Source organism: Pyxidicoccus fallax (genome assembly GCF_012933655.1).
GTDB lineage: Bacteria > Myxococcota > Myxococcia > Myxococcales > Myxococcaceae > Myxococcus > Myxococcus fallax.
Genome location: NZ_JABBJJ010000053.1, coordinates 1 through 26,053, shown reverse-complemented (window position 1 = coordinate 26,053; position 26,053 = coordinate 1). Strand labels below are relative to the sequence as shown.

Below are 26,053 nucleotides of genomic sequence, written 5' to 3'. Positions count from 1 at the left end.
CGGGTGGAGCGGTCTGCGTCCAGTGCAAGCGCTCTCGACCGAAGCGATTCTCGACGGTGCGAACTGTGTCGTGCTTGCGCCCACTGCGGGCGGCAAGACCGAGGCGGCGTTCTTGCCGTTGCTCTCGAGAATGGATGTCGAAGACTGGCGCGGCGTGTCGGTGCTCTATGTGGCGCCAATACGTGCCCTGCTCAACAATCAGGAGGCGCGCCTTCATCGGCTCACCGGCCTCATCGGCAGGCGTGCCGGCAAGTGGCATGGCGACGTCAAGGAGCCTGCTCGCCGACGATTGATGGACGAGCCGCCCGACGTGTTGGCGATCACGCCCGAATCACTCGAGGCGATGCTGCTCAGCACCCGCACGCCGGCACGGCGCTTTCTTGCTCATGTTCGAGCCGTCGTTATCGACGAAGTCCATGCGTTCGCGGGCGATGATCGCGGTGCCCACCTCGTGGCGCTCATGGAGCGCATCTCTCGAATCGCCGAGGCCGACATCCAGCGCATCGGTCTCTCGGCGACCGTAGGCGATCCGGAAACCATTGTTGCATGGCTCAGCGGCAGCAGCTTGAGACCGCAACGGGTCGTTGACCCTGGTGGCACGCGGAAGCCGCCGGAGCTTGCGCTCGACTTCGTCGGCTCGCTCGACAATGCCGCATTGCTCATCGATCGCCTGTATCCGGGAACGCGGCGGCTCGTCTTCGTTGATAGTCGTAGGCGTGTCGAGGAGCTTGGCCATCGTCTCTCCCAGCGGGGCGTGGATGTCTACCTCTCGCACTCGTCGCTTGCGCTCTCGGAGCGAACGGCCGCCGAGAAGGCATTCGAGGAGGGCACCAACTGCGTCATCGTTGCGACGTCCGCCCTCGAACTCGGCATCGACGTCGGCGATCTGGATCATGTGATTCAGATCGACGCGCCCAGCAGCGTGTCATCCTTCCTGCAACGGATGGGGCGCACGGGGCGTCGTGCCGGAACGAAGGCGAACTGCACCTTCCTCGCGACCGATGACGACGCGCTGCTGCGTGCTGCTGCGATCATCGACCTGTTCAGGAACGGCTACGTCGAACCCGCAGGGCCGTCGTCGTGGTCGCCACATGTTCTGGCGCATCAATCCATCGCGCTGTCGATGCAGGAGCGCGGAGCCGCCGCACATGCGTGGTGGGGTTGGCTCGAAGGCTGCGCGGCGTTCCGTGAGGTTTCGACGTCAGAGCGCGAGGCGATTGTTCGCCACATGGTGTATAACGACATCCTCGTCGAGGCGGACGCACGCCTTGCTCTCGGCGCTCGGGGCGAGCGGCTCTACGGCGCACGCAACTTCCTCGAGCTCTACGCGGTGTTCTCGACCCCGCGGGTGCTCCGCGTGCTGTACGGACAGACGGAGGTCGGTGTCGTGGATGCGGCCTTCTTGCAGGACAAGGAGCGCCAGAGCCCGAACTTCGTGCTCGCGGGCCGGCCGTGGCGCATCGTCGGAGTCGACTGGAAGGGCGGGACTTGCTCGGTGGAGCCTGCGGAGGCGGGCAGCTATCCGCGTTGGTTTGGACAACCCGTAACCCTGGCGCGTTCGCTCTGTCAGGCCATGCGACGAGTTCTGCATAGCTCGGACCACGATGCCTCGTGGTCGAAGCGGGCGGTCGCAGCCATCGAGGCCCAACGCGCCTCGCATGCGTTCCTCGATGATGCGCCGCTTCCGCTAGAGGAGGACTCAAACGGTCGGTGCCGTTGGTGGACTTTCGGTGGTGGCGCAGGCAACCGCATTCTCGCAGGACTTCTCGAAGCGGAGCTTGGAGCGCGTGTGTCGCCGGGCAATACCTTCATCACGTTTGTCGATGGCGCTGCCGAGAGCGCCGTCGCGATTCGGCAGGCCATCGACGCACTCGTCGCGCGCGCCCCGCTCGGCTGGGCCGACGCTGCTCGCTTGGTCGACCCCGACCAGAGATCGCGTGTGTCGAAGTTCCAGCCGTGCCTTCCAAAGGAGATCGAGCATGGGCTCATCGCGCGGGAGACGATGAGCGTCGACGACGCGAACGAGACCCTCGCGGCGTGGAAGCGCAGCGCATCGAACCCCGAGAGCCGTGCGTGACAGGCTTCTGCGGCTGCCGAGCCCGCTCTCGTGCCAGCCCATGAAGGGCTCAATGCTGAGGCAGCGCCAGTTTAAACTGGTTGCCACTTCGGGTCATCCACCGCTCCTCCTGCCCTCCAACAGGGCAGCGGTGGACGCTATCTACCCAGACAAAGATTTACCCCGGATGCTTTGTGCGATTCCCGCTCCCATCGCGATGCTCGGTTGCTGCATAGCAGGGCTGGGGGATGCTGCGGGTGATGCGTTACGCAGCGGTGGGCGGCGAGGCGGAGGACGCCACTCGAGGCGAGCCAAGTACGCCCTCGAGGATGCGCAACGCCTCGGCGGTCGTCACGTGCATTTCAGCATGCCAGCGTAGCTCGTCGGCAGTGGGCTCACGGATCGTCTCAAGCCGGCGCTCCATGTCGTTCAGGAATGGACGCATCCGCTGGTGCACGCGGCTCGTAAGATCGCGTCCGAAGGCCTCAAGCGCGGCGTCAACTGATTGTTTGAAGGATGTGAACGCCTCGTTCGTATGCTGCTCGACACGTGCGCGTAGGGCGGAGTGACTGCCCACGCGGTCTGTAAGGAAATTGACGAGTGCGGACACACCGAAACCGACTCCCGCAGCGACGAGAAATCCCACGGGGTTGGCGAGGGCAAAGAACACCGCCAGGCCGGCGGTTCCGCCAGCAGCAGTCCGCTTCAACTTGCGTTCGCCGTCACCTGTGTCGGGCAGGCCGACCGTCTCACTCCAGTTTCTGAGTGCGCCCAAGGTCGCACGGGCTTGTATAGCCTGCGCGGAGAGGCCCACCTCTTCTCGCAATAGGGAGAGGCTCCGTGTGATCGCTTTCTCCGTGCTCTCACACTGCGCTATCACCGAGGGCGTCACATTTTCGATGATTGCTCGGCAGGCCGTAGACAGACGTTCCTGAAGAGCCTGCATCGTTTCAGAAACCAACGGAATCTCGCCCTCCGCGGGCAGGGAAGCAATGTGGTCCGCGATGGCACGGAGGTGCTTGCTTCGGGCTGACTCAACGAGTTCCGCAGTCTGCTGCCTTAGGGCATGGGCGTCGTGCCGGCTGGTCGCGAGAATATTCGACTTATCTTGTTGACAGCGTGCAAATGCGGTGCGCAAGCGTTCACGCTCGCTCCCCTTGGCTTGGCGGGCCGCGATGAGTGCGTCCACCTCCTCGTCGGCAACACGCAGCGCGTCGAAGACCCTGAACAGCCGCCGTAGGCCCACCGACTCGGTGTTCCAGAGCTGTTTCCAGAGAGTCTCTTCGAAGTTCGAGAAAGGAATTGGAAGCGGCTCGTTACGGACACGTGTCTCCAAGGCCTCTCTGGTGCTCATGAGGAATGGACCGTGCACCAGGGGCAAGCGAAGGCCGAAATGGTCGAGTGCCTCCAGTACGTACTGCTTGGCTTCCTCCCGCTCCGCTTTCGAGAGCTTGTCCGCCTTGTTGCAGACGATCAGAACTGGGCATGCGCGCTTGTGCGCCTGTTCCAGGACTTCCCGCGTCGCCTTGTCGATGGTGAAGCCGCCACTCTCATAAGACGATACGTCGAGCACTAGGACCAACGCATGAGCTTTGCTGATGACCTCCTGCGTCGCGGACCAAATCCGCCCGCTCGGGTCGTCAAAGCCTGGGATGTCGACGTATTCGACACCGAGGTCGAGCACCTGATGTCCCAGGCGGACCTCGATGCAGTCCACGCGCTTCTCGTTGTCCCGGTTATGACGCTGGTCTGCGTAGGGGGCGAGCATGTCGGCCGTGATGGGACCATCGAGGTGGAGTGGCGATCGCCCATTGGGTTGATACTTGATGGTTGCTGATTCGTTCTCGCCTGGGCCGATGATGATTGGAATGGCAGTCGTGATAACCCGCTCCACGGGGCAGATGGTGCGGCCCACGAGGGCATTTACCAGCGAACTCTTCCCCGCGCGGGACCGACCCGTGATGGCAACCCGGTAAAGATCCTGTTCCAGGGCTTGGGATAGGTCGTTGCCATGGGCACAGATGCTTTCCCACTCGAGCAGGTGCGTTAGGGCAGTGAGCCGCTCGACGGCTTCTCGCCCTTTCTGCTGGAGACGAACGTACTCGCCAGCCGAAAGGACAGGGCGCGCCAGCTGAGTGACTCTTTCCGGTACCGATGCCGCCGGGGCAAGTGCTAGGGGTCTGATGTCTGCAGCCCGGGACGGACGTAGCGATTCGATGAACGCGGGGAGCTCATCGTAGGCATCGCCATATGTGACCACGCGCACGTGGTGGCCCCTGTCGTTGTGCCATTGCTGCCGGTGATCTGCGTCAGTCTTGCGTTCGAGGCGAAAGTGGCGGTGCCGCACTCCCTTGAGGACCACCGCCATCCAGTCGAGGAACTGTTCGAAGTTCGGATCTGCGAGACCATCACCGCACCCTACAAAGACGAGAGACCACGCCTCTCCCAATGTGCGGAGGCCCGCCTGGGCCAACTGAGCGCCGAGAATGCGTTCATAGTCTCCGCCGTCGAGGATGACGGTTTCCGGCTGCCGCCAAAAGCCATGCAGGTGGAGGACGGTTTCACAGGATTCGACGCGAGCAAAGGCAATCTGGTCTGCCTTGTCCATCCATGTGATGGCATGTCGATGAAGCCGGCGCTCAAGGATGTCGTCGTAGTTCGTTGTGAGAATCGGAGCGTTGAGACTCCCGAGCGCATCAATGAGCTCGAACCGTGACGCTTTCAGCGTACCGATGGAGTCTTCGAGCCATCGTGACCACTCATTTTGCCGGTAAAGCGTTCGGCGCACCTTTGACGCTCCCGCCAGAAGGTCATCGAGCCGCCCGGAGGTAACATCGGCGAGCGTCCTCTCATGCCAGTCCCCAGCAAGGTGACCATCAAGCTCGACGCATCGCTCCACACCGTGCTTGAGGAGCCCGGTCCAGGACGAGGCCGGCGAATTATTTGTCGCGGCGACCGACACGCCGGAGCCTACGACCAAGACCGCGCGTCTAGCGGCAATCTGTGCCTTGAGATCATCGAGGACTGCATGCGTCATGCGCGCCACCATAGCTGGATGGCTGCTTTGGAGTCTTCAAGATAGCCAGGGCTCGATGAGCACGAACTCCGCTGTTCGACCTCCGTAGGGGGGAGTGTGAGATACCCCACCCGAGGTGCTACTTCGGACTGAGCGAACCGATCCTGGGTACTGGCCCGGATCCTGCCCCGGTAGTCACCGCCAACCCAGGTAACGGCACGACGGTGGGACAATCTCCTGGGCGGTTGAGTCATGGTGGGCGAGGGACCTGAAGATTAGTCGTGAGATGTCCTTCTCCCTGGGGGGCGGCGACTCCCCTCTGGGGATACCTCCCCTCGGGAGGTGGATGAGGAGCAGCGGAAGCAGGTTAGGGAAGCGGAGCGCAGTTGGTTCTCAGCGAAGCGGAAGAGAGATACGGTGCTCCGGCTTCTCAAGTGAAATGGGCTCGATGCTCTTCTTCAGGAGCACCTTAGATGCTCAGGATGCGAGCGTCTGTGGCTGTCATGGCCGAGCAGCCGTTCCGCCAGCCGGTGGACGGAGCCCTCATGCGGCTGGCACACTGGGGTTACGCGGTTCCTAAAGGACTCCTGGACGATGGCGACCCTCATTCCCTCGCTGAGCCAGTGTCTGCGGCGCATGCAGGCCGGGGAAAAGCGCCTTGCCGGGCAGCTCGAGGACAAGCTCGAGTCCGACTACCTGCTCTGGTACGACGTGCCCATCGGAGCCACCGGGCACCACCCCGACTTCCTCGTGCTGCATCCCCGGCGCGGGTTGCTGGTGCTCGAGGTGAAGGACTGGAAGACGGACACGCTCATCTCCATCGACAAGAGCCGAGCGGTCATCCACACGGCGAGCGGACCGAAGGAGACGGTGAACCCCTTCGAGCAGGCTCGGGGCTATGCGCACGACATCCTCACGCTGCTGGAGCGTGACCCCGCACTGGTCCACACCGAGGGCGCGCACCGTGGCAGGCTCGCGTTCCCGTGGAGCTACGGCGTGGTGCTCACCCACATCACCCGGGCACAGTTCGAGGCGGCGGAACTCGGTCAGGCCATCCCTCCCGACCGGGTGCTCTGCAAGGACGAAATCGCGGAGAGCGTCTCGGCCGAGGCCTTCCAGGAGCGGCTGTGGGCCATGTTCTCCTGGGTGCCGCGCGTGCCGCTCGCCATGCCGCAGGTTGACCGCATCCGTTGGCACATCTTCCCGGAGGTGCGCATCGGTGGCTCGCAGCTGGACCTGTTCGCCAGGCCCGACTCCGTGGAGGTGATGCCGGACCTCATCCGGGTGATGGACTTGCAGCAGGAGCAGCTGGCGCGCAGCCTCGGTGAGGGGCACCGGGTGATTCATGGCGTGGCGGGCTCGGGCAAGACGATGATTCTGGGGTACCGCTGCCAGTACCTGGCCCGGCTGCTCCAGAAGCCCATCCTCGTCCTCTGCTTCAATCGCACCTTGAGCGGCTTCCTCCAGCAGATGCTCGAGGCCCGGGGGCTGACTCAGCAGGTATCGGTGCGCACCTTCCACGGCTGGTGTCACGACCAGCTGCGCCTCTACCACGCGGGCCTCCCCGCATCCGACCTCCCGCCGGGCGAGTTCGCGGAGCAGCTCGCGCAGCGGGTGATTCTGGCCGTGGACCGCGGCTTCATCCCTCGCGCCCAGTACGGCGCGGTGCTCATCGACGAGGGACACGACTTCCAGCCCGAGTGGCTCAAGCTCGTCACCCAGATGGTCTCTCCCGAGACGAGCTCACTGCTGGTGCTCTACGACGACGCGCAGTCCATCTACCGGCGCAAGCACTTCAGCTTCCGCAGCGTCGGTATCCAGGCCCAGGGCCGCACCACCATCTTGCGGCTCAACTACCGCAACACGGCGGAGATTCTCGAGTTCGCCGCGAGCTTCGCCGAGGAGCTGCTCACGCCCGAGGAGGCCGAGGAGGACGGGGTTCCCCTCCTGCGCCCCCAGGCCGCCGGGCGCCGCGGTCCGCGCCCCCAGGTCATCCAGTTGCCCTCGCTCGGCAAGGAGCTGGACTACGTCGCGGGCCACCTCCAGCAGCTCCATGACGAGGGCTATGCCTGGCGGGACATGGCACTCCTCTACCGTGGAGGCTCCACGGGGGAGGCCGCCGCTCAGCGGCTCCGGCGGACCGCCATTCCGTGCCAGCTCGTGGGCAAGCGGGCAGGGCAGTCACCCCTCGACACCCGTGCGGACAGCGTGAAGGTGCTGACCTTTCACTCGTGCAAGGGGCTCGAGTTCCCCGTCGTCGCGATTCCTCGCCTGAAGCGGCCCACTCCGGGCGCCGAGGAGGCCAAGGACGAGGCTCGGCTGCTCTACGTGGCGATGACGCGGGCCATCGACCGGCTCGTGCTCACCACGAGCGGCTGACGGGACCGCCGCTTCGACCCTGGCGGCTTGGACGCGCATCGAGCAGCGCTACCGCCACGACCCAAACGCTGGCGTGCTGGAACCCCGCATCAGGCCCGGCGGGAGTGGATGCAGTCGAAACAGGCAACCGGGTGTGTCTCAATCGTCCGGTGCGGTGCATCCCCGGAATGGCTCTGGAGCATTCCCTGACGATGCGTTCCAACTTCGGCCGAACCTGTTACCGCCGAGCAGGTGCCTCCGCAGGACTCGACATGGGAGGGCTCTCGCTCCGCATGGACGGCGTGTAGCAACTGCCCTGGTGCACGTAGCCGTCATGCTTCGCACAGTCCTTCGGGTCGATGTTCACCTTGAGCCAGCAGCCTCCATGAATGGGCACCTGTTGCTTCCCGGGGCAGCGGCCGTTGGCATCCGTCCGCCTCTGCCCTGGGAGGGGCTTCGGCGGTATCTGCATGACAGCGGTGGACCATGCCGAGGGTGCCTGGACGGGCGCCACCGGAGCCGTCAGCGCCGAGTCCCCGACCGCTACCGTGCCCCCATCCTTCGTCTCCATGCCCACCGCGACCGGCTCCTCCGTGTTCCACATCCCCACCATCCAGCCGACTCCCAAGGCCAGTGCACCTCCCAGGCTGACCGCCGCGAGCCAGGACGACCACGTTCGTCCCGTTGCTCGCGGCTCCACGCGCCGGGGCACGGCCCTGACACGCAGCGCCCTCGGCGCGTCCAAGTCGTACAGGGGCACATCCGCCTCCGGCCCCACATTGCCCGCTGCCCGCTCCAACGCCTCGGCCAGCTCCCGCGCACGGCCTCGCGCCTCGGGCCGCACGTCGAGCATCCGTGACACGAGGGCGCTCAGCTCGGGACAACAGCGGGCATTCAGCTCCCGCACCGCTGGAACCCCCGTGCCCTCCAGACTCCAGACGTGCGACTCCTCCTCCCTCGGGTCCGTCGATGGCGGGTACAACTCCGCAATCAGCCGGTACGCGGTGACGCCCAGCGCGAACACATCATCCGCGGGTCCAGCGGGGTAGGGCGGGGCCGAGTCCGGGTCGGCACCGAGCGCGTAACCCCAGGCCTCCGGGGACCGATAGGCCGGCGTGCCCGGAGGCAACAACGGCCCGGTCAGCGTCGAGGCCCCCACGTGGTGTCCTGCCCCGAAGTCGATGAGCACCGGCCAGTCATCTCCGGCCCGCGCCAGCACGTTGTCGCCCTTGAAGTCGCGGTGCACGCCTCCGGCCGCGTGGGTGCTCTCCAATGCCCGCGCCAGCCGGCCGAGGACCTGGAGCACCTGCCGTGATGAAGGCTGCCGCCTTCGTGCCCAGGCGTACAGGGGCTCTCCCTCTACCCACTCCATGGCGAGATACGGATGGACCTTGCCCGAAGGCGCCACCCACTCACCGGCCTCCAGCAGGCGAGGAACCCCCGGGCAACGGATGCGCGAGAGCAGCTCCGCCTCGCGAGTGAAGCGCGCATCCCTCGGGTGGAGGGCCACCTTGAGCGCCACGGTGCCTGGCGCGTGCGGCTCCACGCCCGTGGCGCGGTAGACGGCGCCATACGTCCCCCGGCCTCGCAGGCCCTCAACGCGCCATGGCCCCACACAGGTCCCCGGGGGAAGCGCTGCCGGATTCAGGTCGCAAGTCTCCATGCACCGCCTATCAAGAGGGGAGGCGCAGACTACCCGTCTGGTATGGCAGTGTCAGCGCGGCCCGATGCACCCTGAAGAAGGGGCAGACCGCCGCGAGGATGGGCGCGGGCATGTCTACGACTTCGAGGTGCTCATCATGTACCCGCCTTGAGCCCTTCCGGTCCAGGCGGGCTCTCCTGGCCACTGTCGATGTGCTCCAACTGCTCCTCCAGCCACGGAAGCAGGCGGCGGAGGACCTCGACCCAGGCATCCAGGCGACTCCCAATCATTTCGATGAGCGGCGTCTTGCCCCCGAGCCGCACCTGCCACTTGGTATGGGTTCCCCAGGGCATCGGGTCGACCGTTCCTCCCCAAGCGGCGGCCAGTTCCTCGTTGTAGCGGCGTACGAAGGCCTCGGTGCTCTTCATCCCCGCCTCGCTGGTCCAGACCTGGCCGTTGCGCTGGAGGATGCCGAGGTTCACCGTCCTCCCGTCAGGGGCATCCCACTTGAGGTTCAGCGCGCTGAGGAACTCCCCGTACACACCGAGCGGCGAGAGTTGCTCGAGGAAGTTCTGGAGCTGACCCGGCAGGGCGGGGGCGCGAGCGCGCATGACATCGAAGAACTCCTCCGCGCTGATGCTGCCGGAGAACCGCTTGACCTCGGGGGCGGTGGAGACGGGCCTTGCCGGCGCGACGGAGACCCGGTCGTCTTCAATGCGCACGACGCCGCGCTCCACCATCTGGGTGCGCAGGAGCGTCCGTGGAAGGACGAGCCGGTCCGCCGTGCCCGGAAGCGAGAACACCGAGAGCTCGACGAGCGCGAACGTGAAGTGGAAGCCCGCATGGGACTGCAGCACTTCGACAAGCTGCTCGGTCCCTTCACGGATGCCATCACCGACGACCAGGATGACGATTCGCCCTCGTTTGAGGTTTCGGCTGACCGCATCCACGAACTGCGGCTCGGACAGGCCAGTTCCCTCAGGTACCAACTCCCACAGGTGGGAGGGCTTCTTGTGTTTGCCGAAGTTGCCACGCAGCGCGTGGGACTCGAACTCGGTGTAGCTCATCCGGAAGAGGCAGCTCGCGTAGTCCAGGGCCTGCGCAACCACCTCGCGCCTGGCCTGCGGGTTCTTCCACAGCTTGGCCTCCGCGATGACGATGTGCCCATCCCCGGTGATGAACAGGTTGTCGATGGGTCCGTGAGGTGTCGGCATCTCCCGGCAGACGGAGATGAGCTCCTCGATGGCGCCCTCAATCTCGGTGAGAGGCAGGACTTCCGGGTGCTCGAACATGAGCTCCTGGATGAGCGCCTCCTGGAACGCTCCCTGGGCTCCCGAGGTCAGCTGGACCTGGGTCAACGGCGAAGCGAGACCTGAGGCCAGGAGGACAGGGGTTCCGTCACGTCGGTTCTTTCGTGCCATGGGGCAGGCAGAGTACGACGTGCAAGGGGAGGACGACGCATGCCGAGGCCATTGACTGTCAGTCTCCAGGAAGAACCGATGCACATCCTGGTGGGCTCCCGTGAAGACCTCGACGCGTGGCAGGCGGCGGAAGCAGCGGGCAGGTCCGTGGACTGGCTCGTCCCCAAGCGAGCGCATCCAGGCGAGCGGGTCCTCTTCTTCTTCAAGCCCGAAGGCCTGATGGGGGAGGGCTCGCTGGCAACCGCTCCCGAAGGAGGACGCGGCGAACTGCCTGGGCGTTATGGCTCCGAGGTGGCGGACCTTCTTGCCTTTCCACGACCCATTTCGGGCGAGACCCTCATTTCCAAGCTTCCGAAATGGGGTTGGCCCACGTATCCCCGCAGCTACGTGACGATTCCCGAGGAGTACCGGGGCGCGCTGACCAGGCTTCTTCAGCGAGTCCGGACTGGTACGACGTCCAAGCCCAGGGCTCGCAAGGCGCGTTCGGGCTCCACCCGGCAGGGAGGAGGCCAGTCCCTCTCCGAGAGGATGGCCACGCGGATGCAGCGCCTCGCGGAGGTGCTCCCACCGTTCGACCCGCGGAGTCTGGAGGATGGACGCAGCAGCACGCTCGTTTCGCTCATCCGACGCCAGGGGCAGGGCATGTTCCGGCAGGACCTCCTTGGGGCGTACGACGGCAGGTGTGCATTGACGGGCTGCGGCGTCCCGGAGGTGCTTGAGGCTGCCCACCTGATTCCCTATCGGGGCAGGTCCACCAATCACCCGCGCAACGGAGTCCTGCTTCGCTCCGATCTCCACGCCCTCTTCGACCAGAGGCTTCTCAGCTTCGACGGGAGGACCTACCGCGCTCGGCTGGACCCATCGTTGAAGGGAACGGAGTACGAAGAACTCGATGGGCGCAAGCTGCGCCTGCCGCGAGAGCGGAGTCTCTGGCCCGACGTGGCGGCGCTGGCACGGCGTACCGGCTAGCGCGTCTCCGGCCCTTTGGACGGCGTGGGCAGCCTTTCGAGCACCTCGTCGATGACGCCGTACTGCCGGGCCTCGTCGGCGCTCATGTAGTAGTCGCGCTCGGTGTCCTTCTCGATGCGCTCGATGGAGTGGCCGGTGTGCTTCTGCACGATTTCGTTGAGCCGGGCCTTGAGCCGCAGCATCTCGCGCGCCTGGATTTCGATGTCCGTCGCCTGACCCCGCGCGCCGCCGTGGGGCTGGTGCATCATGATGCGCGCGTTCGGCAGCGCGTAGCGCCGGCCCTTGGCTCCGGACAACAGCAGCATCGCGCCGAAGCTCGCCGCCTGTCCGATGCAGATGGTGGACACCGGCGCGCGCACGTACTGCATGGTGTCGTAGATGGCCAGCCCCGCCGTCACGCTGCCTCCCGGCGAGTTGATGTACAGGTTGATGGGCTTCTCCGGGTCCTCACTCTCCAGGAAGAGGAGCTGCGCGACGATGATGTTCGCCACATCGTCGTTCACCTCCGTGCCCAGCATGATGATGCGGTCCTTCAACAACCGGCTGTACAGGTCGTACGACCGCTCACCACGGTGCGTCTGCTCGACGACGTAGGGGATGTTCATCGCGCTTCCTCGCTCTGGTGCTGAAAGGGACTCCCTGCTTCACGCCGCGCGGCGCACCCGGTGCCAGCGAGCCACCGCGTGCGGCCGCCGAACAACGCGCACCCGCGGCGCCCTGCGGGCTCGCATCCGGCCGCCGGCAACCTTCGCGTCGAGCAGCGTGGCGAGGGCTTCCAGCACTCCAGCCGAACCGCCCGCGCCGGACGCGCTCGCGTGCACCGTCGACCGCCAGTGCGTCAGCACCAGCCGGACCTTCTCCCCTCGGGGCACCAGCTCCAGGGTGACTTCCGAATGCGGCGTCGTCGCATCGCTCCAGGTGAAGGACAGCACGCGCGGAGGCTCGCATCGCGTCACCACGCCCTGCACGGTACGCCCCGAGGGCTTCTGCTCCTTGCCCTCCGTGCGCAGCGGCTCCAGCTCCACACGGCCTCCCTCGCGCAGCTCGAGCTTGGAGACGCCGAGCCACTCGGCCAGCAGCTCCGGCTCGGTCAGGTAGCGCCAGACGTACTCCTGGGAGCCGGAGAGCAGGCGTTCCAGGCGCATGCGGCGGGAGTCGGGCGGCGGGGCGGAGGTGCTCATGTCGGTCTCCGTTTCTTCTTCTCGGGGTTCGCTACCAGTCGCTGCTCCAGCACGTCGAGGCGCTCGGTCCAGAAGCCCCGGATGCGGTGCACCCAGTCCTCCAGCTCCTCGAAGCCCTCCGGGTCCAGCGCGTAGATGCGCCGCTGCGCCTCGGCCCGGACCTGCACCAGCCGCGCTTCCTTCAGGACCTTCAGGTGCTGGGAGATGGCCGGGGCGCTGATGTCGAAGCTCTCGCCCAGCTCGCCCGCCGAGCGCTCACCTTCGGCGAGCAGCTCCACGATGCGTCGGCGCGTCGGGTCGGAGAGGGCGGTAAAGGCGAGCACGCCCTCTATTTAAGGCATGGGCTAATTAAGCGCAACCTTAAGTATCCCGTCAGGGCCGCCGGCACAGGAAGATGTCGTCGAAGGAGCCGTCCCCTGCGGGGCGCTGAATCGTCTCGAACTGGAAGCCCGCCCGGGAGAGGACGCGGTGCCAGGTCTCGCGCGGGAAGAGGCCCTCGACGTGCCGGTCGTGCACCGCCCTGACGCTTCCTCCCTCCCGCAGCAGGAAGGCGTATTCGGTGCGGCAGGTGGTGTCTTCCGGGTCCGGGGCCCAGGACCATATGAGGCCTCGCAGGGAGCGGCCTTCCCGGTCGGCCTCCAGCATCTCGGTGGCATCCTCGAAGGTCTCCCGGAAGCAGTCCGGCGCGATGATGGTGGCGCCTCCCGGCCGCGTGTGCTCGAAGGCCGTCTGGACCGCGGCGGACAGGTCCTCCTCTGTCAGCATGTACGTGATGGCGTCATGCACCAGCACCACGTCGAACTGCCGTCCCAGCCGGAGCGTGCGGAGGTCCCCGAGGACGTGCTCGCACTCGGGGTTCTGCTCGCGGCTCAGCGCCAGCATGTCCGGGGAGAGGTCCGCGAGGGTGCAGGTGAAGCGCTTCTTGAGATGGAGCGCGTTGTTCCCGGCGCCCGCTCCCAGGTCCAGCAGCGTCTCCGGGCGCGGCGACACCGCGCGCTCGAACGCCTCCTGGATGCACCGCGCCTCGTCCTCGTGGTCCTCGGGTGGGTCCACCAGGTGATACCAGCCGACCAGCTCACCGTAGAGGAGCGGAGTCATGGACGTGTTCCTTCCCACCGGGAGGCTGGATGCACGGGCGCGTCGGTGTGATGCGGGCCCTTGCGGCGAGCAGGGCCTCGCCCGCTCGCTGGGCGCAGGTTACGACGTCCCGGGGTGGCTTCGCTCCAGGAGCGGAGCGTCGGTCCGCTCCGGGGCCTCGTGCGGCGCCTGGGCGGGGAGCGTCGACGCCATGACAGTCGGGGTGCTCGACAGCGTGAAGCCGAACGTGTTGCGGCCCTCGGCGCTCGTCGCGAAGACGGTTCCACCGTGCATCTTGGCCACGGCCTTCACGATGGACAGGCCCAGGCCGTGGTTGTCGCGGCTGTTCCGGCGTGCACCGTCGGCCCGGTAGAAGCGGTCGAACAGCCGCTCCAGGTGCGGCTCTGGAATGGGCGCCCCCGGGTTCGTGACGGCGACGCGCACCTCGGAGTCCCGCCGGGAGATTCCCACGACGATTTCCGCGCCGGGCTCGGAGTGCTCAATCGCGTTGAGCAGCAGGTTGCTGGCCGCGCGCCGGAAGAGGGAGCGCTCGAAGGATGCCTGCGCATCACCCTCCACGCGCACCGTGACGCCCGCCTCCTCCTGGAGCACCTCCAGGTACTCCACCGTCTTCGACACCTCCTCCGCGGCCGACGCGTGGACCCGGTCGAGCGCCGTCGCCCCCTGGTCCGCGCGGGCCAGGAAGAGCATGTCGTTGACGATGGCCCGCAGCCGGTCCAGTTCCTCCAGGTTCGACTGCAGCACCTCCTCGAGCTGGTCCGCGGTCCGCTCCTTCGACAGCGCCACCTGCGTCTGGCCGATGATGTTCGTGAGCGGCGTGCGCAGCTCGTGGGCCACGTCCGCGTTGAAGCCCTCCAGCTTGGCGTACGCGCGCTCCACCCTGTCCAACGCGCCGTTGAACGAGGTGACCAGGTCCCCCAGCTCCCGGGGCAGGGGAGAGGGCTTCAGCCGCTGGGACAAGTCCCTCGGACTGAGGGACTGCGCCTCCCGGGACAGGCTGGCCACCGGCGCCAGCCCCATCCTCGCGATGCGATAGCCGAGCAGCGCCACCAGCGCCACCCCGCCGAGGCAGAGCGCGACGAGCGCTCCGGTGAAGGCCTTCTGCGTGCCGATGAACCGCGTCGAGTCCACCGCCGTGACGAGCTCCACCGCGGGGCGCTGGCCATTGGCCTCGATGCGCCGCGCGGACGCCCGCAGCGAGTGCTCGTCCAGGTCCAGCACGAACGGCCCGTTCGGCAGGGTGCTCAGCCGCTCGCGGAGGAGCTCCAGCTGGTCGCCATACTGGAAGCGCTCGTCGGGGCACATGACCCAGAAGCGCGCGCTGCCGTCGAGCGGGGTGAGCGCGTCGAGCTTGTTGCGCACGCCCTGCCAGCGCTCGGCGCTGTCGTTTCTGGCAATCATCATGCTCGCGTAGTCGAGCCGGGTGTTCACCTCGCTGAGCTGGTGCTGGTCCAGCTCGCGGTGCAGCACGCGCTTGAGCGCGAAGCCCACCAGCGAGAACACCGCCAGGGAGGCCACCGCGAACATCACCGCCAGCCGCGTGGCAATCGAGACCTTCATGGCTCCTCCCTATCGTCCCGGGCTTCCAGCACGTAGCCCATGCCGCGAATGGTGTGCAGCAGCTTGCGCTCGTAGGGCCCGTCCACCTTCGCCCGCAGGCGCTTGATGGCGACCTCCACCACGTTGGTGTGGCTGTCGAAGCTCATGTCCCAGACCTGCTCGGCAATCACCGTCTTGGACAGAATCTGCCCCTCGCGCCGGGCGAGCAGGGCCAGCAGCGCGAACTCCTTCGCCGTCAGCTCCAGCCGGCTCCCCGCGCGCTGGGCCTTGCGGCCGAGGAGGTCGATTTCCAGGTCGCCGATGCGCAGCTGCGTCGACTCCTGCGCCCGGCCGCGCCGCGTCACCGCCTGCAGCCGGGCGACCAGCTCCAGGAAGGAGAACGGCTTTGCGAGGTAGTCGTCCGCGCCCTCCTGGAGCCCGTGGACGCGGTCGTCCACCCTGTCGCGCGCGGTGAGCATGATGACCGGCGTCTGCTTGCGCCGGCGGATGGCCCGCAGCACCGCGAAGCCGTCCAGCTCCGGCAGCATCACGTCGAGGACGATGACGTCGTAGTCGTTCTGCACGGCCATGACGTGCCCGTCCGTGCCCGTGCGCGCCACGTCCACCGAGTACCCCTGCTCGTTGAGGCCCCGGTGCAGGTACTCGGCCGTCTTCGGCTCGTCCTCGACGACGAGGATTCTCATGCCGTCCCCTCGCGCGGGGGCATGAGCCCCATGGCCAGATACAGGCGCACCAGGCGGAGCGACACGTCCGCCGTCGCCTGCGCCGCCTGCAATTCGAGCGCGTAGAGGGTGCGCTCGGCGTCGAGGACCTCCAGGAGCGAGAGCGTCCCCTGCGAGTACTGCCGGCGCGCGAGCTCGGCCGCCTTGCGCGCGGAGTCGGTGGCGGCGGCCAGCTCGGTCCGCCGGACCTCTCCCTGCGCGAAGAGGATGAGCGCCGTCTGGACCTCCTGGAGGCTGGTGCGCGCGGTCAGCTCGTAGTCCAAGTACGCCTGCTCCTGTCTGGCGTCCGCGGCGTCGACGTTGGCCCGGATGCGTCCGAAGTCCAATATCGGCGCCAGCAGGTTCGCACCCAGGGACCACAGCAGGGAGCCGCCGGACAGGAAGGCGCTCGTCTCCGTGCCACTCTGGAGGCCGAGGAGCCCGCTCAGCGTGAGCCGCGGATAGCGCAGCGCCTCCGCCGCCTCCCTCCGGGCCACCGCCGCCAGCAGCCGCGCCTCGGCCGCCCGGACGTCGGGCCGCAGGCCGATGACCTCCGTCGGCGAGAGGAGGACGCCCACCGCGTTCGCGCTCGGCAGGGGCCCGGTGTCGGGGAGCACGGCCGCGAGTTCAGCCGGAGTCGTGGCCAGAAGCAAGACGAGGCGGTGGCGCGTGGCCTCCGCCAGCTCCGACAGCTGTGCGACGCGGGCGCGTGTCTCGCCGCGCGTCGTGAGGGCGCGCTCGACATCCAGGCGGCTCGCCACGCCTTGCGTGAAGCGCGCCCGGACAATCCGGAGCGTCTCCTCCGCGGCCTTCGCGTTGGACTCGGCGATGGTGTGCTGCGTGCGGTAGAGGCGGTACTCCACGTAGGCCCCGGCCACCTCCGCGGCCAGCGCGAGCCGCACGCTGTCGCGCTCGGCCACCGTGGCCACCCACTCCGCGTCCGCGGCGCGGGCCTCGCCGCGCAGGCGCCCGAAGAGGTCCGCCTCCCAGCTCGCCTGCAGGCCCACCGAGCCGGTGGTCCGCCCTTCGTCGCTCCCGACGGCGCGGCCGTGGCTGATTCCGGCGGTGCCGTTGAGCTGGGGCAGGCGCTCCGCCCGCGCGCCCTGCCGCAGCGCTCGCGCCTCGCGGATGCGCGCCTCGGCGATGCGCAGGTCCAGGTTCCGCTGCTCGGCCATGCCCATCAGCGCATCCAGCACCGGGTCGCCGAAGGCGTGCCACCACGCCGCGTCCACGGCGGCGCCGCGCTCCAGGGCGGACGTCTGCTCCCAGTCCTGCTGGAGCCGCGCGGACGGCAGCTTCGGGGGCGGCGCGCTCGCGCAGCCGGTGACGGTGAGGAGCACGGCGAGGAGGGTCGTGGGCCGGCGCATCACGTCGCCTCCTGGGGCGCCGGGGCGGGCAGCTCCTCGCGTGCCGCGCCCTGCTTGCGGTGGAAGAGCCGGTCCAGCGCCAGGTACACCACGGGCGTCGAGTAGAGCGTCAGCACCTGGCTGACGAGCAGGCCGCCGACGATGGCGATGCCCAGCGGCTGTCGCAGCTCGGCGCCGGTGCCGATGCCCATCATCAGCGGGATGCCGCCCAGGAGCGCGGCGAGCGTGGTCATCATGATGGGCCGGAAGCGGACGAGGCAGGCCTCGTGGACGGCCTCCAGCGGAGACAGCCCGCGCGTGCGCTGGGCGTCGAGCGCGAAGTCCACCATGAGGATGCCGTTCTTCTTCACGATGCCGATGAGCAGCACGATGCCGATGAGCGCCATCACCGAGAAGTCGTGCCCCATCCCCCACAGGAGCAGGATGGCCCCGAGGCCCGCGGACGGGAGCGTGGAGAGAATGGTCAGCGGGTGCACGAAGCTCTCATAGAGCACGCCGAGGATGATGTAGACGGCCAGCAGCGCCGCGAGGATGAGGAACGGCTGGCTCGCGAGCGAGTCCTGGAAGCCCTTCGCCGTGCCCTGGAAGCTGCGGGTGATGGTGGTGGGCATCCCGATTTCAGCCTCGGTCCGCTGGATGGCCGCGACGGCGTCACCCAGGGCCGCGCCCGGCGCCAGGTTGAAGGAGATGTTCACCGCGGGGAACATGCCGTTGTGGCTGATGGACAGGGGGCCCGTCGTCAGCGGCTCCAGCTTCGCGACGGCGGACAGCGGCACCACCTGTCCCGTCCTCGGTGAGCGGATGTAGAGGTACGCCAGGCTCCGCGACGTCCCCCGCTGCTTCTGGTCGATTTCGAGCACCACCCGGTACTGGTTGACCTCCGTCTGGTACTCATTGATTTGCCGCTGCCCGAAGGCGTCGTAGAGCGTCTGGTCGATGTCGCGGGCGGAGATGCCGAAGCGGGCCGCCGCCGCGCGGTCGATGGTGAGCCGCGTGACGCTCGCGCCGAGTTGCTGGTCGTTGGACACGTCGCGCAGCTGCGGCAGCTGGGCGAGCCGCGACGTGAGCTTCTCGGCCCACTCGGACAGCACGGGGCCGTCGCTGCTCTTCATCGCGTACGTGTACTGCGCGCGCGAGGGGCCGCCGCCCAGGTTGATGTCCTGCGACGGCCGCAGGTACAGCATGATGCCGGGCACCTGGGCGAGCTTCGGCCGCAGCCCGTCGATGAACTCGCTGATGGACGCGTCCCGCTCGGAGCGGTCCTTGAGGGCAATCCAGAAGCGGCCGCTGGAGCTGCTCTGGCTGCCGCCCGTCGCGCCGACGGCGTGCGCGAACTGCTGCACGGCCGGGTCCTTCGCGACGATGTCCGCCAGTGCCTGGTGCTTGGCGATCATGTCCTCGTAGGAGATGTCCTGCGCCGCCTGGGTGGTGCCCAGCACGAAGGCCGTGTCCTGGACCGGGAAGAAGCCCTTGGGCACGAAGACGTAGCTCAGCACCGCGGCCGCCACCGCCAGCCCGAAGCTGAGCAGCGTCAGCCGCTGGTGGGCCAGCGCCCACCGCAGCGTCCTGTCGTACGCGTCCAGCAGGCGCTTCGAGAGGCCGCCTTCGCCCGAGCCGTGGTGGGCCATGGCGGGCATGAACTTCGACGCCAGCATCGGCGCGAGCGTCAGCGAGGCCACCACCGACAGCAGGATGGCCGCCGTCATCGTCATCGCGAACTCGCGGAACAGGCGCCCGACGATGCCGCCCATGAACAAGAGCGGGATGAACGCCGCGATGAGCGACAGGCTGATGGAGACGACGGTGAAGCCAATCTCCGAGGCGCCGGCGAGCGCCGCCTCCATCGGCTTCATGCCCGCTTCGAGGTGGCGGTGGATGTTCTCCACCACGACGATGGCATCGTCCACGACGAAGCCGACGGCGACGATGAGCGCCACCAGCGTGAGGTTGTTCAGGCTGAAGCCGAGCGCGTACATCGCGCCGAAGGTGGCGATGAGGGCCACCAGCAGCACCGCGCCCACGATGAGCGTGGCCGACACCTGCCGCAGGAAGAGGCCCATGATGAGGACCACCAGCGCGATGGTGATGACGAGCGTCAGCTGGACCTCGTGCTGGGTGGAGCGGATGGTCCGCGTGCGGTCGATGAGGATGTCCACCTCGACGCTCGCGGGGAGCTGCTCGCGCAGGCGGGGGAGGGCCTCCAGGATGCGGTCGGCCGTCTCCACGAGGTTGGCGCCCGGCTGGCGGCGGACGAGGAGGTTGATGCCCGGCCTGCCGTTCTGCCACGCCTGGACGTAGTCGTTCTCCGCGCCCAGGCTCACGCGCGCCACGTCGCCCAGGCGCACCGGCGCGCCGCCCCGGTACGCGACGATGAGGTCGTCGTAGTCCTCGGGGCGGAAGATCTGGTCGTTGGTGGAGAGCGTGGAGACGCGGGCGTCGCCGAAGAGAGCGCCCTTGGCCTGGTTGACGCTCGCGGCCTGCACCGCCGCGCGGATGTCGGCGAGCGTCAGGCCCTGCGCGGCCAGCCGCTCCGGGGAGGCCTGGATGCGCAGCGCGGGGCGCCGCTGGCCCGTCATGTTGATTTCGGCGACGCCGGAAATCTGGCTCAGCTGCCGGGCGAGCTGCGTCTCCACGATGTCGCTCAGCTCGTTGAGCGGCATCAGCTCGGACTGGACGCGGAGCACGAAGATGGGGCTGTCGTTCGGGTTGACCTTCCTCCACGTTGGCAGGTTCGGCATCTCCGAAGGCAGGCGGCCGGAGGCGGAGTTGATGGCCGCCTGGACCTCCTGCGCCGCCGTGTCGATGCTCTTCGCCAGGTCGAACTGGAGGGTGATGGAGGTGGTGCCGAGCGCGCTCGTCGACGTCATCTCGGTGATGCCGGGGATGGCGCTGAGCTGGACCTCCAGGGGCGTGGCCACGGCGGAGGCCATGGTCTCCGCGCTCGCGCCGGGCAGGCCCGCGTTGATTTGAATCGTCGGGAACTCCGCCTCCGGCAGCGGGGACACGGGCAGGAGGGGGTAGGCGATGACGCCCAGGAGGATGATACCGAGCGTGAGCAGGGCCGTGGCGACGGGCCGCGCCACGAACCAGCTGGAGATGCCGCGCTGGGAATGAATCACCGGGACGCTCCCTTCACAGCGCCGTCGTCCCCACCGGAGACGACCTTCACCGCGCTGCCGGGCTTGAGCCGGGAGTGGCCGTCGCTGATGACCGTGTCACCCGGCGCCACCCCCGAGGCCACCACGGCGAGCTCGTCGTCCGCGTAGCCGACGGTGACAGGCACCACGGTGGCCTTGCCGTCCTGGACGCGGAACACGAACGGACCCTGGAGGCCCCGCTGGACGGTGCGCGCCGAGACGACCGTGGCACCCGGGCTCTCCCCGGTCTTCAGCTCGACGGTGACGAACTGGCCCGGCCAGAGGCGGCCGTCGGGGTTCGCGAACTCCGCCCGCAGGGGGATGGTGCCGGTGGCGGGGTCCACCTGGTTGTCGATCATCGTCAGGCGTCCCTCGGCGAGCGCGACGCCACCCGCCCGGTCATACGCGGTGACAGAGGCACCGGACGGGTCCTTCAGGAGCGCCCGCAGCCGCGGCAGGTCGTCCTGGGGCAGCGAGAAGAGGACGGCGATGGGGTCCAGCTGCGTGACGGTGAAGAGCCCCTGGGCGTCCGACGTGCGCACGAGGTTGCCGGGGTCCACGCGGCGCAGGCCCACGCGTCCCTTCACGGGCGAGGTGATGCGCGTGAAGGACAGGCGGACCTGGGCCGCGGCAATCGCCGCCTCGTTGGCGCGGACGATGGCCTCCAGCTGGGCGACTTGCGCCTTCTGCTGGTCGACCATCTGGGATGCGATGGCCTCGTCCTTGACGAGGTTGGCGTAGCGCTCGAGGTCGAGCCGCGCGGCGTGCAGCAGCGCCTCGTTGCGGGCCTTCTCGGCCTTCGCCTGGGCGACCTCGGCGGCGATGGCGCGGTCATCGATGCGGGCCAGCAGGTCGCCCGGGTTGACCTGCTGGCCCTCCTTGACGGTCAGCTCGGTGAAGATGCCCTCCACCTGCGCGCGCACCACCACGCTGTGCAGCGACAGCACCGTGCCGATGCCCTGGATGATGTGGGGCACGTCCCGGCGGGAGACCTGCTCCACGGTGACGGGGACGGGCGCCGGTCCTCCGCTGGCGCGCGGCTTCGAATCACCGCGGGTGAACCACCATCCGCAGGCTGCGACCAGGAGAACGACGGCGACGAGGAGTCCGAGCTTCCCGGGCCGGGGACCGCGGGGGTGGGGGGCATGCGCATCCATGTACCCGCCATTCTTGGCGGGGCGAGCCGGCGTGGAGATGACGCGAAGATGACAAGAATGTCAGCGGGGGAGGGGCACCCGGAGTGAGAAGTCGTGCACAGGCGGAGCAGAAAACAGGGACACAGGTGTAGTCCTGGTATTCCGTGCTCACAGGTAGCTCTGTTACACCTGCTCCTTCCACCCTGGCCTCGTGAGAGCGCCATCGCAAGGAGGAAGCAAAGCATGTCGAAGCTCCTGAAGCGGACCGTGGCTTCCCTGCTACTCCCCGTGAGCCTGCTGGTCGCCGGCTGCGGCAACGACGCTCCCGATGCTCCGGCGGAGGTGAAGCCCCAGCAGACCGAGGTCTCACCCGAGCTGTTCGACCTGGTGGCGCGCTGGTCCCAGGAGACGGCCCCCTCTGAGTCGCGCCGCTCCGCCGCCGCGGTGGCGCCGGTGGACCTCGTCTCGTACGTGAAGCAGCACGCGCCCCAGCTCACCACCGAGGCCGAGCAGCTCCGCCAGCGGATGGCGGCCGCGCCGGAGCAGGGGGCCGACACGCGGACCGCGATGTCGGGCTGTACGTGCAACGTGCTGGCGGCCATCAGCGCCAATCCCTCGTCCAGCACCACGGAGAACGAGGGCTTCCGCGACATGCGCGCGTGGCCGAACCGCAACGACGTGAAGGAGGAGTTCCGGTGGACGGCCACGGCCGACGGCGCGGCCCACGCCGGCTCCATGTACCGCTACCACTACCATGGCGAGTCCGGGCACTCGCGAGACCGCCAGCACTACACGCGGCTGCGCACCCAGTTGACGTGCGTGGATGGCGCGGGGCTGGCGTGTAGCGGCTCGTGCTCGGCGCGCATGTACCCGTTCGTCGAGTACGGGACGCGCGTGTACGCCTACGGCGACACCGCTGGCGTCTGGGACAAGGCCGCGCACACCTCCGTCGCGGACGGCGTGGTGCTCGAGTACACGCCGCCCAACGGCGCGGCGAGCGCGCAGAAGCTCTTCGACAAGCTGGGTGCCGTCAGCCACTACGCCTCGCAGACGGCGTTCAACATCGAGGAGGTGGCCAACCTCGTGAAGTCCGCGCTGGAAATCGTCGCCATCATCAAGACGGGTGACTACACGCAGATCAGCGGGGACCTCATCAGCCGCATCATCCGCTCCTTCGCGGGGCTCGTCAGCCGCTCGGGCACCAACGGCTCCACGTCGCAGGACATGTATGCCAACTACGACGCCGCGCGCGTCGGGGCGTACACGGTGGAGTACTCGTCGACGAGCTACCAGATTCACACGCTGGAGCTGACCAGCCACATCGCCGTGAAGAACCGGGGCTGGGGCGGCAACAACACTGGCACGGGTCGCTTCTCCAGCTCGTACGTCATGGCCGTGGCCTTCGACAGCTTCCAGTGCAGCCCGGGCGTCACGCCTCCCGCGCGCGTGGGCCTCTGGCGCTACGCCACCGTCGACGGTACGCCGCACCCCCAGGCCACCCTGCAGCAGCTCACCCAGGACTTCTTCCGCGTGGCCTTCGGCCTGAGCGTCAACGCCCAGGGCGGCAGCGGCCAGTTCACCTTCTGAGCCGGAGGGGGGGGCCCACTCACGCGCAGCGTGTCTTTGGGTCCGGCGGAACATGACAGGTATGTAAAACGTAATTTCCTGGTTATCCAGGTCATGGCATGAGGAGGGGCCGGCGCGGCGGGAGGGCCGCGTCGTTCCCGTCGAGACCAGGAGTCATGCCATGAAGCTGAGATACATCGGGGTGCTCGCCGCCTTGTGGTTCGCCGGCTGCGGCGTCAATCCAGGGGAGGACGCGTTGGCGCAGCAGGCGCTGGCGCTGGCGGGCTTCGAGGTGAGCACGCCGCTGTCGCTCAACAAGGTGGCCTTCCTTCGTGGCGAGCGGCTCGAGGCCACCGTCACGTACAAGAACACCACGTCGCAGAACATCAACGTGGGCACCCTCGTCGTCGCCATGCGCTCGCCGACGGGAGGCCACGCGGACCTGTCGCCCGGCACGGGCGCGCGGACGGTGGCGCCGGGCCAGACGCTCACCCTGACGGCCGGGCGGAGCTTCACGGCCAGCGACGCCTACGGCACGTGGACCGTCTTCAGCAGCTGGATGGACACCAGCGGCGCGTGGCACGCGGAGGCACCCCGGAGCATCACGCTGCTCGCCCCCGTGACGAGCCGGTTGACGGTGACGCGACCCCTGGCGCTGGAGAAGCAGAGCCTCGTCACGGGAGAGGTGCTCCGGGGCTCGGTGACCTACCAGAACACCGGTACCTCGCCCTTCGGCATCCGGATGCTGGCCATCGCGGGGCGCAGGCCGGACGGCTCGTACGCGGACCTCACGCCGGCCTTGGGCGCGCGCACGCTCCAGGCGGGGGAGTCCGTCACGCTGGCGGCCTCCCGGACGCTCGACCAGGTGGGCACGTGGACGGTCTTCAGCAGTGTCCAGCTGTCGGACGGCTCGTGGCGCGAGGAGGCTCCGATGTCGGTGGAGGTGAAGGCCAGCACGCCCACGGGCACCTGGCGCCTGGTCTGGCGGGACGAGTTCGACGGCACGGGCCTGCCGGACGCCACGCGCTGGGACTACGAGGTCGGCTACGTGCGCAACAGCGAGCTCCAGTACTACACGCGGGCCCGGCTGGAGAACGCGCGGCAGGAGAACGGGCAGCTCATCCTGGAGGCGCGGCGCGACGGCTGGAACGGGCACGACATCACCTCGGCCAGCATCATCACCAAGGGGAAGAAGAGCTTCCTCTACGGGCGCGTCGAGGTGCGCGCGAAGCTGCCCACGGGCAAGGGGACGTGGCCGGCCTTCTGGATGCTGGGCACGGACATCGACCAGGTCGGATGGCCGGCGTGCGGTGAAATCGACATCATGGAGTACGTCGGCTTCAGCCCGACGACCATCCACGGCACCGTCCACACGCCGTTCTACTACCATGGTTCCCCCGCGGGCCCGCGAGGCGGCAACACGCAGGCGTCCTCGCCGTGGCTCGACTACCACCTGTATGCGATTGAGTGGTTCCCGGACCGCATCGACTTCTTCGTGGACTCGGTGAAGTACTTCACCTTCTTCAACGAGGGCACGAGCGACAAGTGGCCGTTCAACAAGCCGCACTACCTGCTGATGAACCTGGCCATCGGCGGCTCCTGGGGCGGACAGCAGGGCGTGGACCTGGGCCTGTTCCCCCATCGTGTGTACGTGGACTACGTCCGCGTCTACGAGCGGCTGTAACGGGCGGGCCTGGCTCGGCGCACCGGTCTCTCCCGACGCTGTCAGGCCGCCGTAAGGCACTGCACGGAGCAGGGCGCCACCTCTGGCGAAGCTCGGACGGGGGCGGTGCACGGAGCAGGGGGGGCGAGCACGCCTTCGCGCTGGAGGGCGTGTTCCGCTCCAGGGAGAGCCGCCACCGTGACGCACTCCCGTCGCTCCGAGCACTTCTGTCCCGGAGTCGCGGGCCGTTGAAGTGTCCCCGGGCGTCTGACCCGAGTGCGGAGTTTCCACGCCTCCCGCACCCGAGGCTTCCGTTCCGAACGCTTCATGCGTCACGGCGCCCCCATGCGACGCGCCCACGTCACCGGGCCCCGAGCCTTCCGTCGCAGCCCCCTCCAGAGGAGGCGTTCCCGCCCCTTCCGCCTCGGCGCCTTTGGAGCCAGCACCCTCCGGAGGAGGACTCCCCGCCCCTTCCGCCTCGGCGCCTTCGGAGCCAGCGCCCTCCAGAGGAGGACTCTCCGCGCCTCGTGCCTCGGTGCCTTCGGTGCCAGCGCCCTCCAGAGGAGGACTCCCCGCGCCTCGTGCCTCGGTGCCTTCGGTGCCAGCGCCCTCCAGAGGAGGACTCCCCGCGCCTCGTGCCTCGGTGCCTTCGGTGCCAGCGCCCTCCGACGGAGGCGTTCGCTCGCCTCCGGCCCCGGAGCCCTCCTCCGCCGCCAGCGCCTTCCAGAGCACCCGCCCCAGGGGCTGGATGTTCTCCAGCGCGTCCTGCTCGTCGCCGCGTGCCACCGCCCGCACCAGCTCCGCCAGCGCTCCCCAGATGAGCCCCTCGCCCACCTGCACGCTTCCTGGTGCCAGCGCCCCCTCGCGCTCACCGTGCGCCAGCACCTCCCTCACCAACTCCCGCGCCTGGGCACCCAGGGCCTCCGGCTCCAGCGAGTCCGGATGCCAGTGCATGAAGGTGAAGTGGAAGAGTTCGGGCTTCCTCGTCGCGCACCACGCCAGGTCCTCCCAGAAGCTGTCGAAGACCTCGCGAAAGCCGCGCTTCGGCTGCTCCGGCGCCAGCTCGAAGTCCACGCGTGCGATGCGGCAGAGTTCGGTCTCGGCCCACTGGCGCACCTCCCGCGCGAAGCCCGCCTTGCTGCCATAGCGCCGATAGAAGCTGCCCACGGACATGCCCCCCGC

At 68.1% G+C, this 26,053-nt stretch carries 18 protein-coding genes; 6 read left to right on the top strand and 12 right to left on the bottom strand.

Translation table 11 applies throughout. The annotated features are described in order from the left end of the window. Positions 1-22: 22 nt before the first annotated feature. Complete coding sequence (locus HG543_RS14205) at positions 23-2,077, top strand: DEAD/DEAH box helicase (protein WP_211193921.1); 2,055 nt, start codon at positions 23-25, stop codon at positions 2,075-2,077. Between the two features lie 244 nt (positions 2,078-2,321). Here the strand turns inward: HG543_RS14205 and HG543_RS14200 are convergent, their stop codons facing one another. Continuing rightward, entirely contained in the window at positions 2,322-5,093 is a 2,772-nt protein-coding gene (locus HG543_RS14200; RefSeq protein ID WP_169345281.1) for a dynamin family protein, read from the bottom strand. A 573-nt stretch (positions 5,094-5,666) separates the two neighbouring features. Here HG543_RS14200 and HG543_RS14195 point away from each other — a divergent pair. Further along, positions 5,667-7,451, top strand: a complete 1,785-nt coding sequence (locus tag HG543_RS14195; protein ID WP_211193920.1) for a DEAD/DEAH box helicase — start codon at positions 5,667-5,669, stop codon at positions 7,449-7,451. Positions 7,452-7,668: 217 nt separating this feature from the next. On the opposite strand, the gene HG543_RS14190 is transcribed toward HG543_RS14195, so the two are convergent. Beyond that, positions 7,669-9,045 carry a serine/threonine-protein kinase gene (locus HG543_RS14190; protein ID WP_343073351.1) on the bottom strand — a complete coding sequence of 459 codons (1,377 nt, stop codon included), beginning with the start codon at positions 9,043-9,045 and terminating at the stop codon, positions 7,669-7,671. Between the two features lie 182 nt (positions 9,046-9,227). After that, entirely contained in the window at positions 9,228-10,430 is a 1,203-nt protein-coding gene (locus HG543_RS14185; protein ID WP_169345278.1) for a PDDEXK family nuclease, read from the bottom strand. A gap of 603 nt (positions 10,431-11,033) precedes the next feature. On the opposite strand from HG543_RS14185, the gene HG543_RS14180 reads away from it, so the two are divergent. Next, positions 11,034-11,462 (top strand): HNH endonuclease, encoded by a 429-nt coding sequence (locus tag HG543_RS14180; RefSeq protein WP_169345277.1) that lies wholly within the window; start codon positions 11,034-11,036, stop codon positions 11,460-11,462. Here the strand turns inward: HG543_RS14180 and clpP are convergent. The 9 genes from clpP to HG543_RS14135 form a co-directional block, all read right to left on the bottom strand. Continuing rightward, positions 11,459-12,067 carry an ATP-dependent Clp endopeptidase proteolytic subunit ClpP gene (gene clpP / locus HG543_RS14175; RefSeq protein ID WP_169345276.1) on the bottom strand — a complete coding sequence of 203 codons (609 nt, stop codon included), beginning with the start codon at positions 12,065-12,067 and terminating at the stop codon, positions 11,459-11,461. The genes HG543_RS14180 and clpP overlap by 4 nt on opposite strands. A gap of 39 nt (positions 12,068-12,106) precedes the next feature. Beyond that, positions 12,107-12,643, bottom strand: coding sequence for an SRPBCC domain-containing protein (locus HG543_RS14170; RefSeq protein WP_169345275.1), 537 nt, complete (start codon positions 12,641-12,643; stop codon positions 12,107-12,109). Continuing rightward, positions 12,640-12,966: a metalloregulator ArsR/SmtB family transcription factor gene (locus tag HG543_RS14165; protein ID WP_169345274.1), complete on the bottom strand. Its 327-nt coding sequence runs from the start codon at positions 12,964-12,966 to the stop codon at positions 12,640-12,642. Before HG543_RS14165 ends, HG543_RS14170 begins: the two co-directional genes overlap by 4 nt. 49 nt (positions 12,967-13,015) lie before the next feature. Beyond that, positions 13,016-13,741 (bottom strand): class I SAM-dependent methyltransferase, encoded by a 726-nt coding sequence (locus tag HG543_RS14160; RefSeq protein ID WP_169345273.1) that lies wholly within the window; start codon positions 13,739-13,741, stop codon positions 13,016-13,018. Positions 13,742-13,840: 99 nt separating this feature from the next. After that, positions 13,841-15,301, bottom strand: a complete 1,461-nt coding sequence (locus HG543_RS14155; protein WP_169345272.1) for a heavy metal sensor histidine kinase — start codon at positions 15,299-15,301, stop codon at positions 13,841-13,843. Beyond that, complete coding sequence (locus HG543_RS14150) at positions 15,298-15,984, bottom strand: heavy metal response regulator transcription factor (RefSeq protein ID WP_169345271.1); 687 nt, start codon at positions 15,982-15,984, stop codon at positions 15,298-15,300. The genes HG543_RS14155 and HG543_RS14150 overlap by 4 nt, the downstream gene beginning before the upstream one ends. Beyond that, positions 15,981-17,369, bottom strand: a complete 1,389-nt coding sequence (locus HG543_RS14145) for an efflux transporter outer membrane subunit (protein WP_169345270.1) — start codon at positions 17,367-17,369, stop codon at positions 15,981-15,983. Before HG543_RS14145 ends, HG543_RS14150 begins: the two co-directional genes overlap by 4 nt. Further along, positions 17,369-20,488, bottom strand: a complete 3,120-nt coding sequence (locus HG543_RS14140) for a multidrug efflux RND transporter permease subunit (protein ID WP_343073350.1) — start codon at positions 20,486-20,488, stop codon at positions 17,369-17,371. Before HG543_RS14140 ends, HG543_RS14145 begins: the two co-directional genes overlap by 1 nt. Further along, a complete protein-coding gene (locus HG543_RS14135) occupies positions 20,485-21,663 on the bottom strand; it encodes an efflux RND transporter periplasmic adaptor subunit (RefSeq protein WP_169345269.1) in 1,179 nt (392 codons plus the stop codon). The genes HG543_RS14140 and HG543_RS14135 overlap by 4 nt, the downstream gene beginning before the upstream one ends. 222 nt (positions 21,664-21,885) lie before the next feature. Between HG543_RS14135 and HG543_RS14130 the strand changes: the two genes are divergently transcribed. The 3 genes from HG543_RS14130 to HG543_RS14120 all read left to right on the top strand — a co-directional run bounded on the left by HG543_RS14130 (position 21,886) and on the right by HG543_RS14120 (position 26,018). Continuing rightward, positions 21,886-23,229 (top strand): hypothetical protein, encoded by a 1,344-nt coding sequence (locus HG543_RS14130; RefSeq protein ID WP_169345268.1) that lies wholly within the window; start codon positions 21,886-21,888, stop codon positions 23,227-23,229. Positions 23,230-23,389: 160 nt separating this feature from the next. Beyond that, positions 23,390-24,892, top strand: a complete 1,503-nt coding sequence (locus HG543_RS14125; RefSeq protein ID WP_169345267.1) for a glycoside hydrolase family 16 protein — start codon at positions 23,390-23,392, stop codon at positions 24,890-24,892. A gap of 931 nt (positions 24,893-25,823) precedes the next feature. After that, positions 25,824-26,018: a hypothetical protein gene (locus HG543_RS14120; RefSeq protein ID WP_169345266.1), complete on the top strand. Its 195-nt coding sequence runs from the start codon at positions 25,824-25,826 to the stop codon at positions 26,016-26,018. The last annotated feature ends 35 nt before the right edge of the window (positions 26,019-26,053 follow it).

What these genes read in the sequence shown, in the direction of transcription:
- HG543_RS14130 (WP_169345268.1), top strand. Translation starts at nt 21,886, where the DNA reads ATGTCGAAGCTCCTGAAGCGGACCGTGGCTTCCCTGCTACTCCCCGTG.
- clpP (WP_169345276.1), bottom strand. Translation starts at nt 12,067, where the DNA reads ATGAACATCCCCTACGTCGTCGAGCAGACGCACCGTGGTGAGCGGTCG.
- HG543_RS14145 (WP_169345270.1), bottom strand. Translation starts at nt 17,369, where the DNA reads ATGCGCCGGCCCACGACCCTCCTCGCCGTGCTCCTCACCGTCACCGGC.
- HG543_RS14120 (WP_169345266.1), top strand. Translation starts at nt 25,824, where the DNA reads ATGAAGGTGAAGTGGAAGAGTTCGGGCTTCCTCGTCGCGCACCACGCC.
- HG543_RS14180 (WP_169345277.1), top strand. Translation starts at nt 11,034, where the DNA reads ATGCAGCGCCTCGCGGAGGTGCTCCCACCGTTCGACCCGCGGAGTCTG.
- HG543_RS14200 (WP_169345281.1), bottom strand. Translation starts at nt 5,093, where the DNA reads ATGACGCATGCAGTCCTCGATGATCTCAAGGCACAGATTGCCGCTAGA.
- HG543_RS14160 (WP_169345273.1), bottom strand. Translation starts at nt 13,741, where the DNA reads ATGACTCCGCTCCTCTACGGTGAGCTGGTCGGCTGGTATCACCTGGTG.
- HG543_RS14150 (WP_169345271.1), bottom strand. Translation starts at nt 15,984, where the DNA reads ATGAGAATCCTCGTCGTCGAGGACGAGCCGAAGACGGCCGAGTACCTG.
- HG543_RS14135 (WP_169345269.1), bottom strand. Translation starts at nt 21,663, where the DNA reads ATGGATGCGCATGCCCCCCACCCCCGCGGTCCCCGGCCCGGGAAGCTC.
- HG543_RS14170 (WP_169345275.1), bottom strand. Translation starts at nt 12,643, where the DNA reads ATGAGCACCTCCGCCCCGCCGCCCGACTCCCGCCGCATGCGCCTGGAA.
- HG543_RS14155 (WP_169345272.1), bottom strand. Translation starts at nt 15,301, where the DNA reads ATGAAGGTCTCGATTGCCACGCGGCTGGCGGTGATGTTCGCGGTGGCC.
- HG543_RS14195 (WP_211193920.1), top strand. Translation starts at nt 5,667, where the DNA reads ATGGCGACCCTCATTCCCTCGCTGAGCCAGTGTCTGCGGCGCATGCAG.
- HG543_RS14125 (WP_169345267.1), top strand. Translation starts at nt 23,390, where the DNA reads ATGAAGCTGAGATACATCGGGGTGCTCGCCGCCTTGTGGTTCGCCGGC.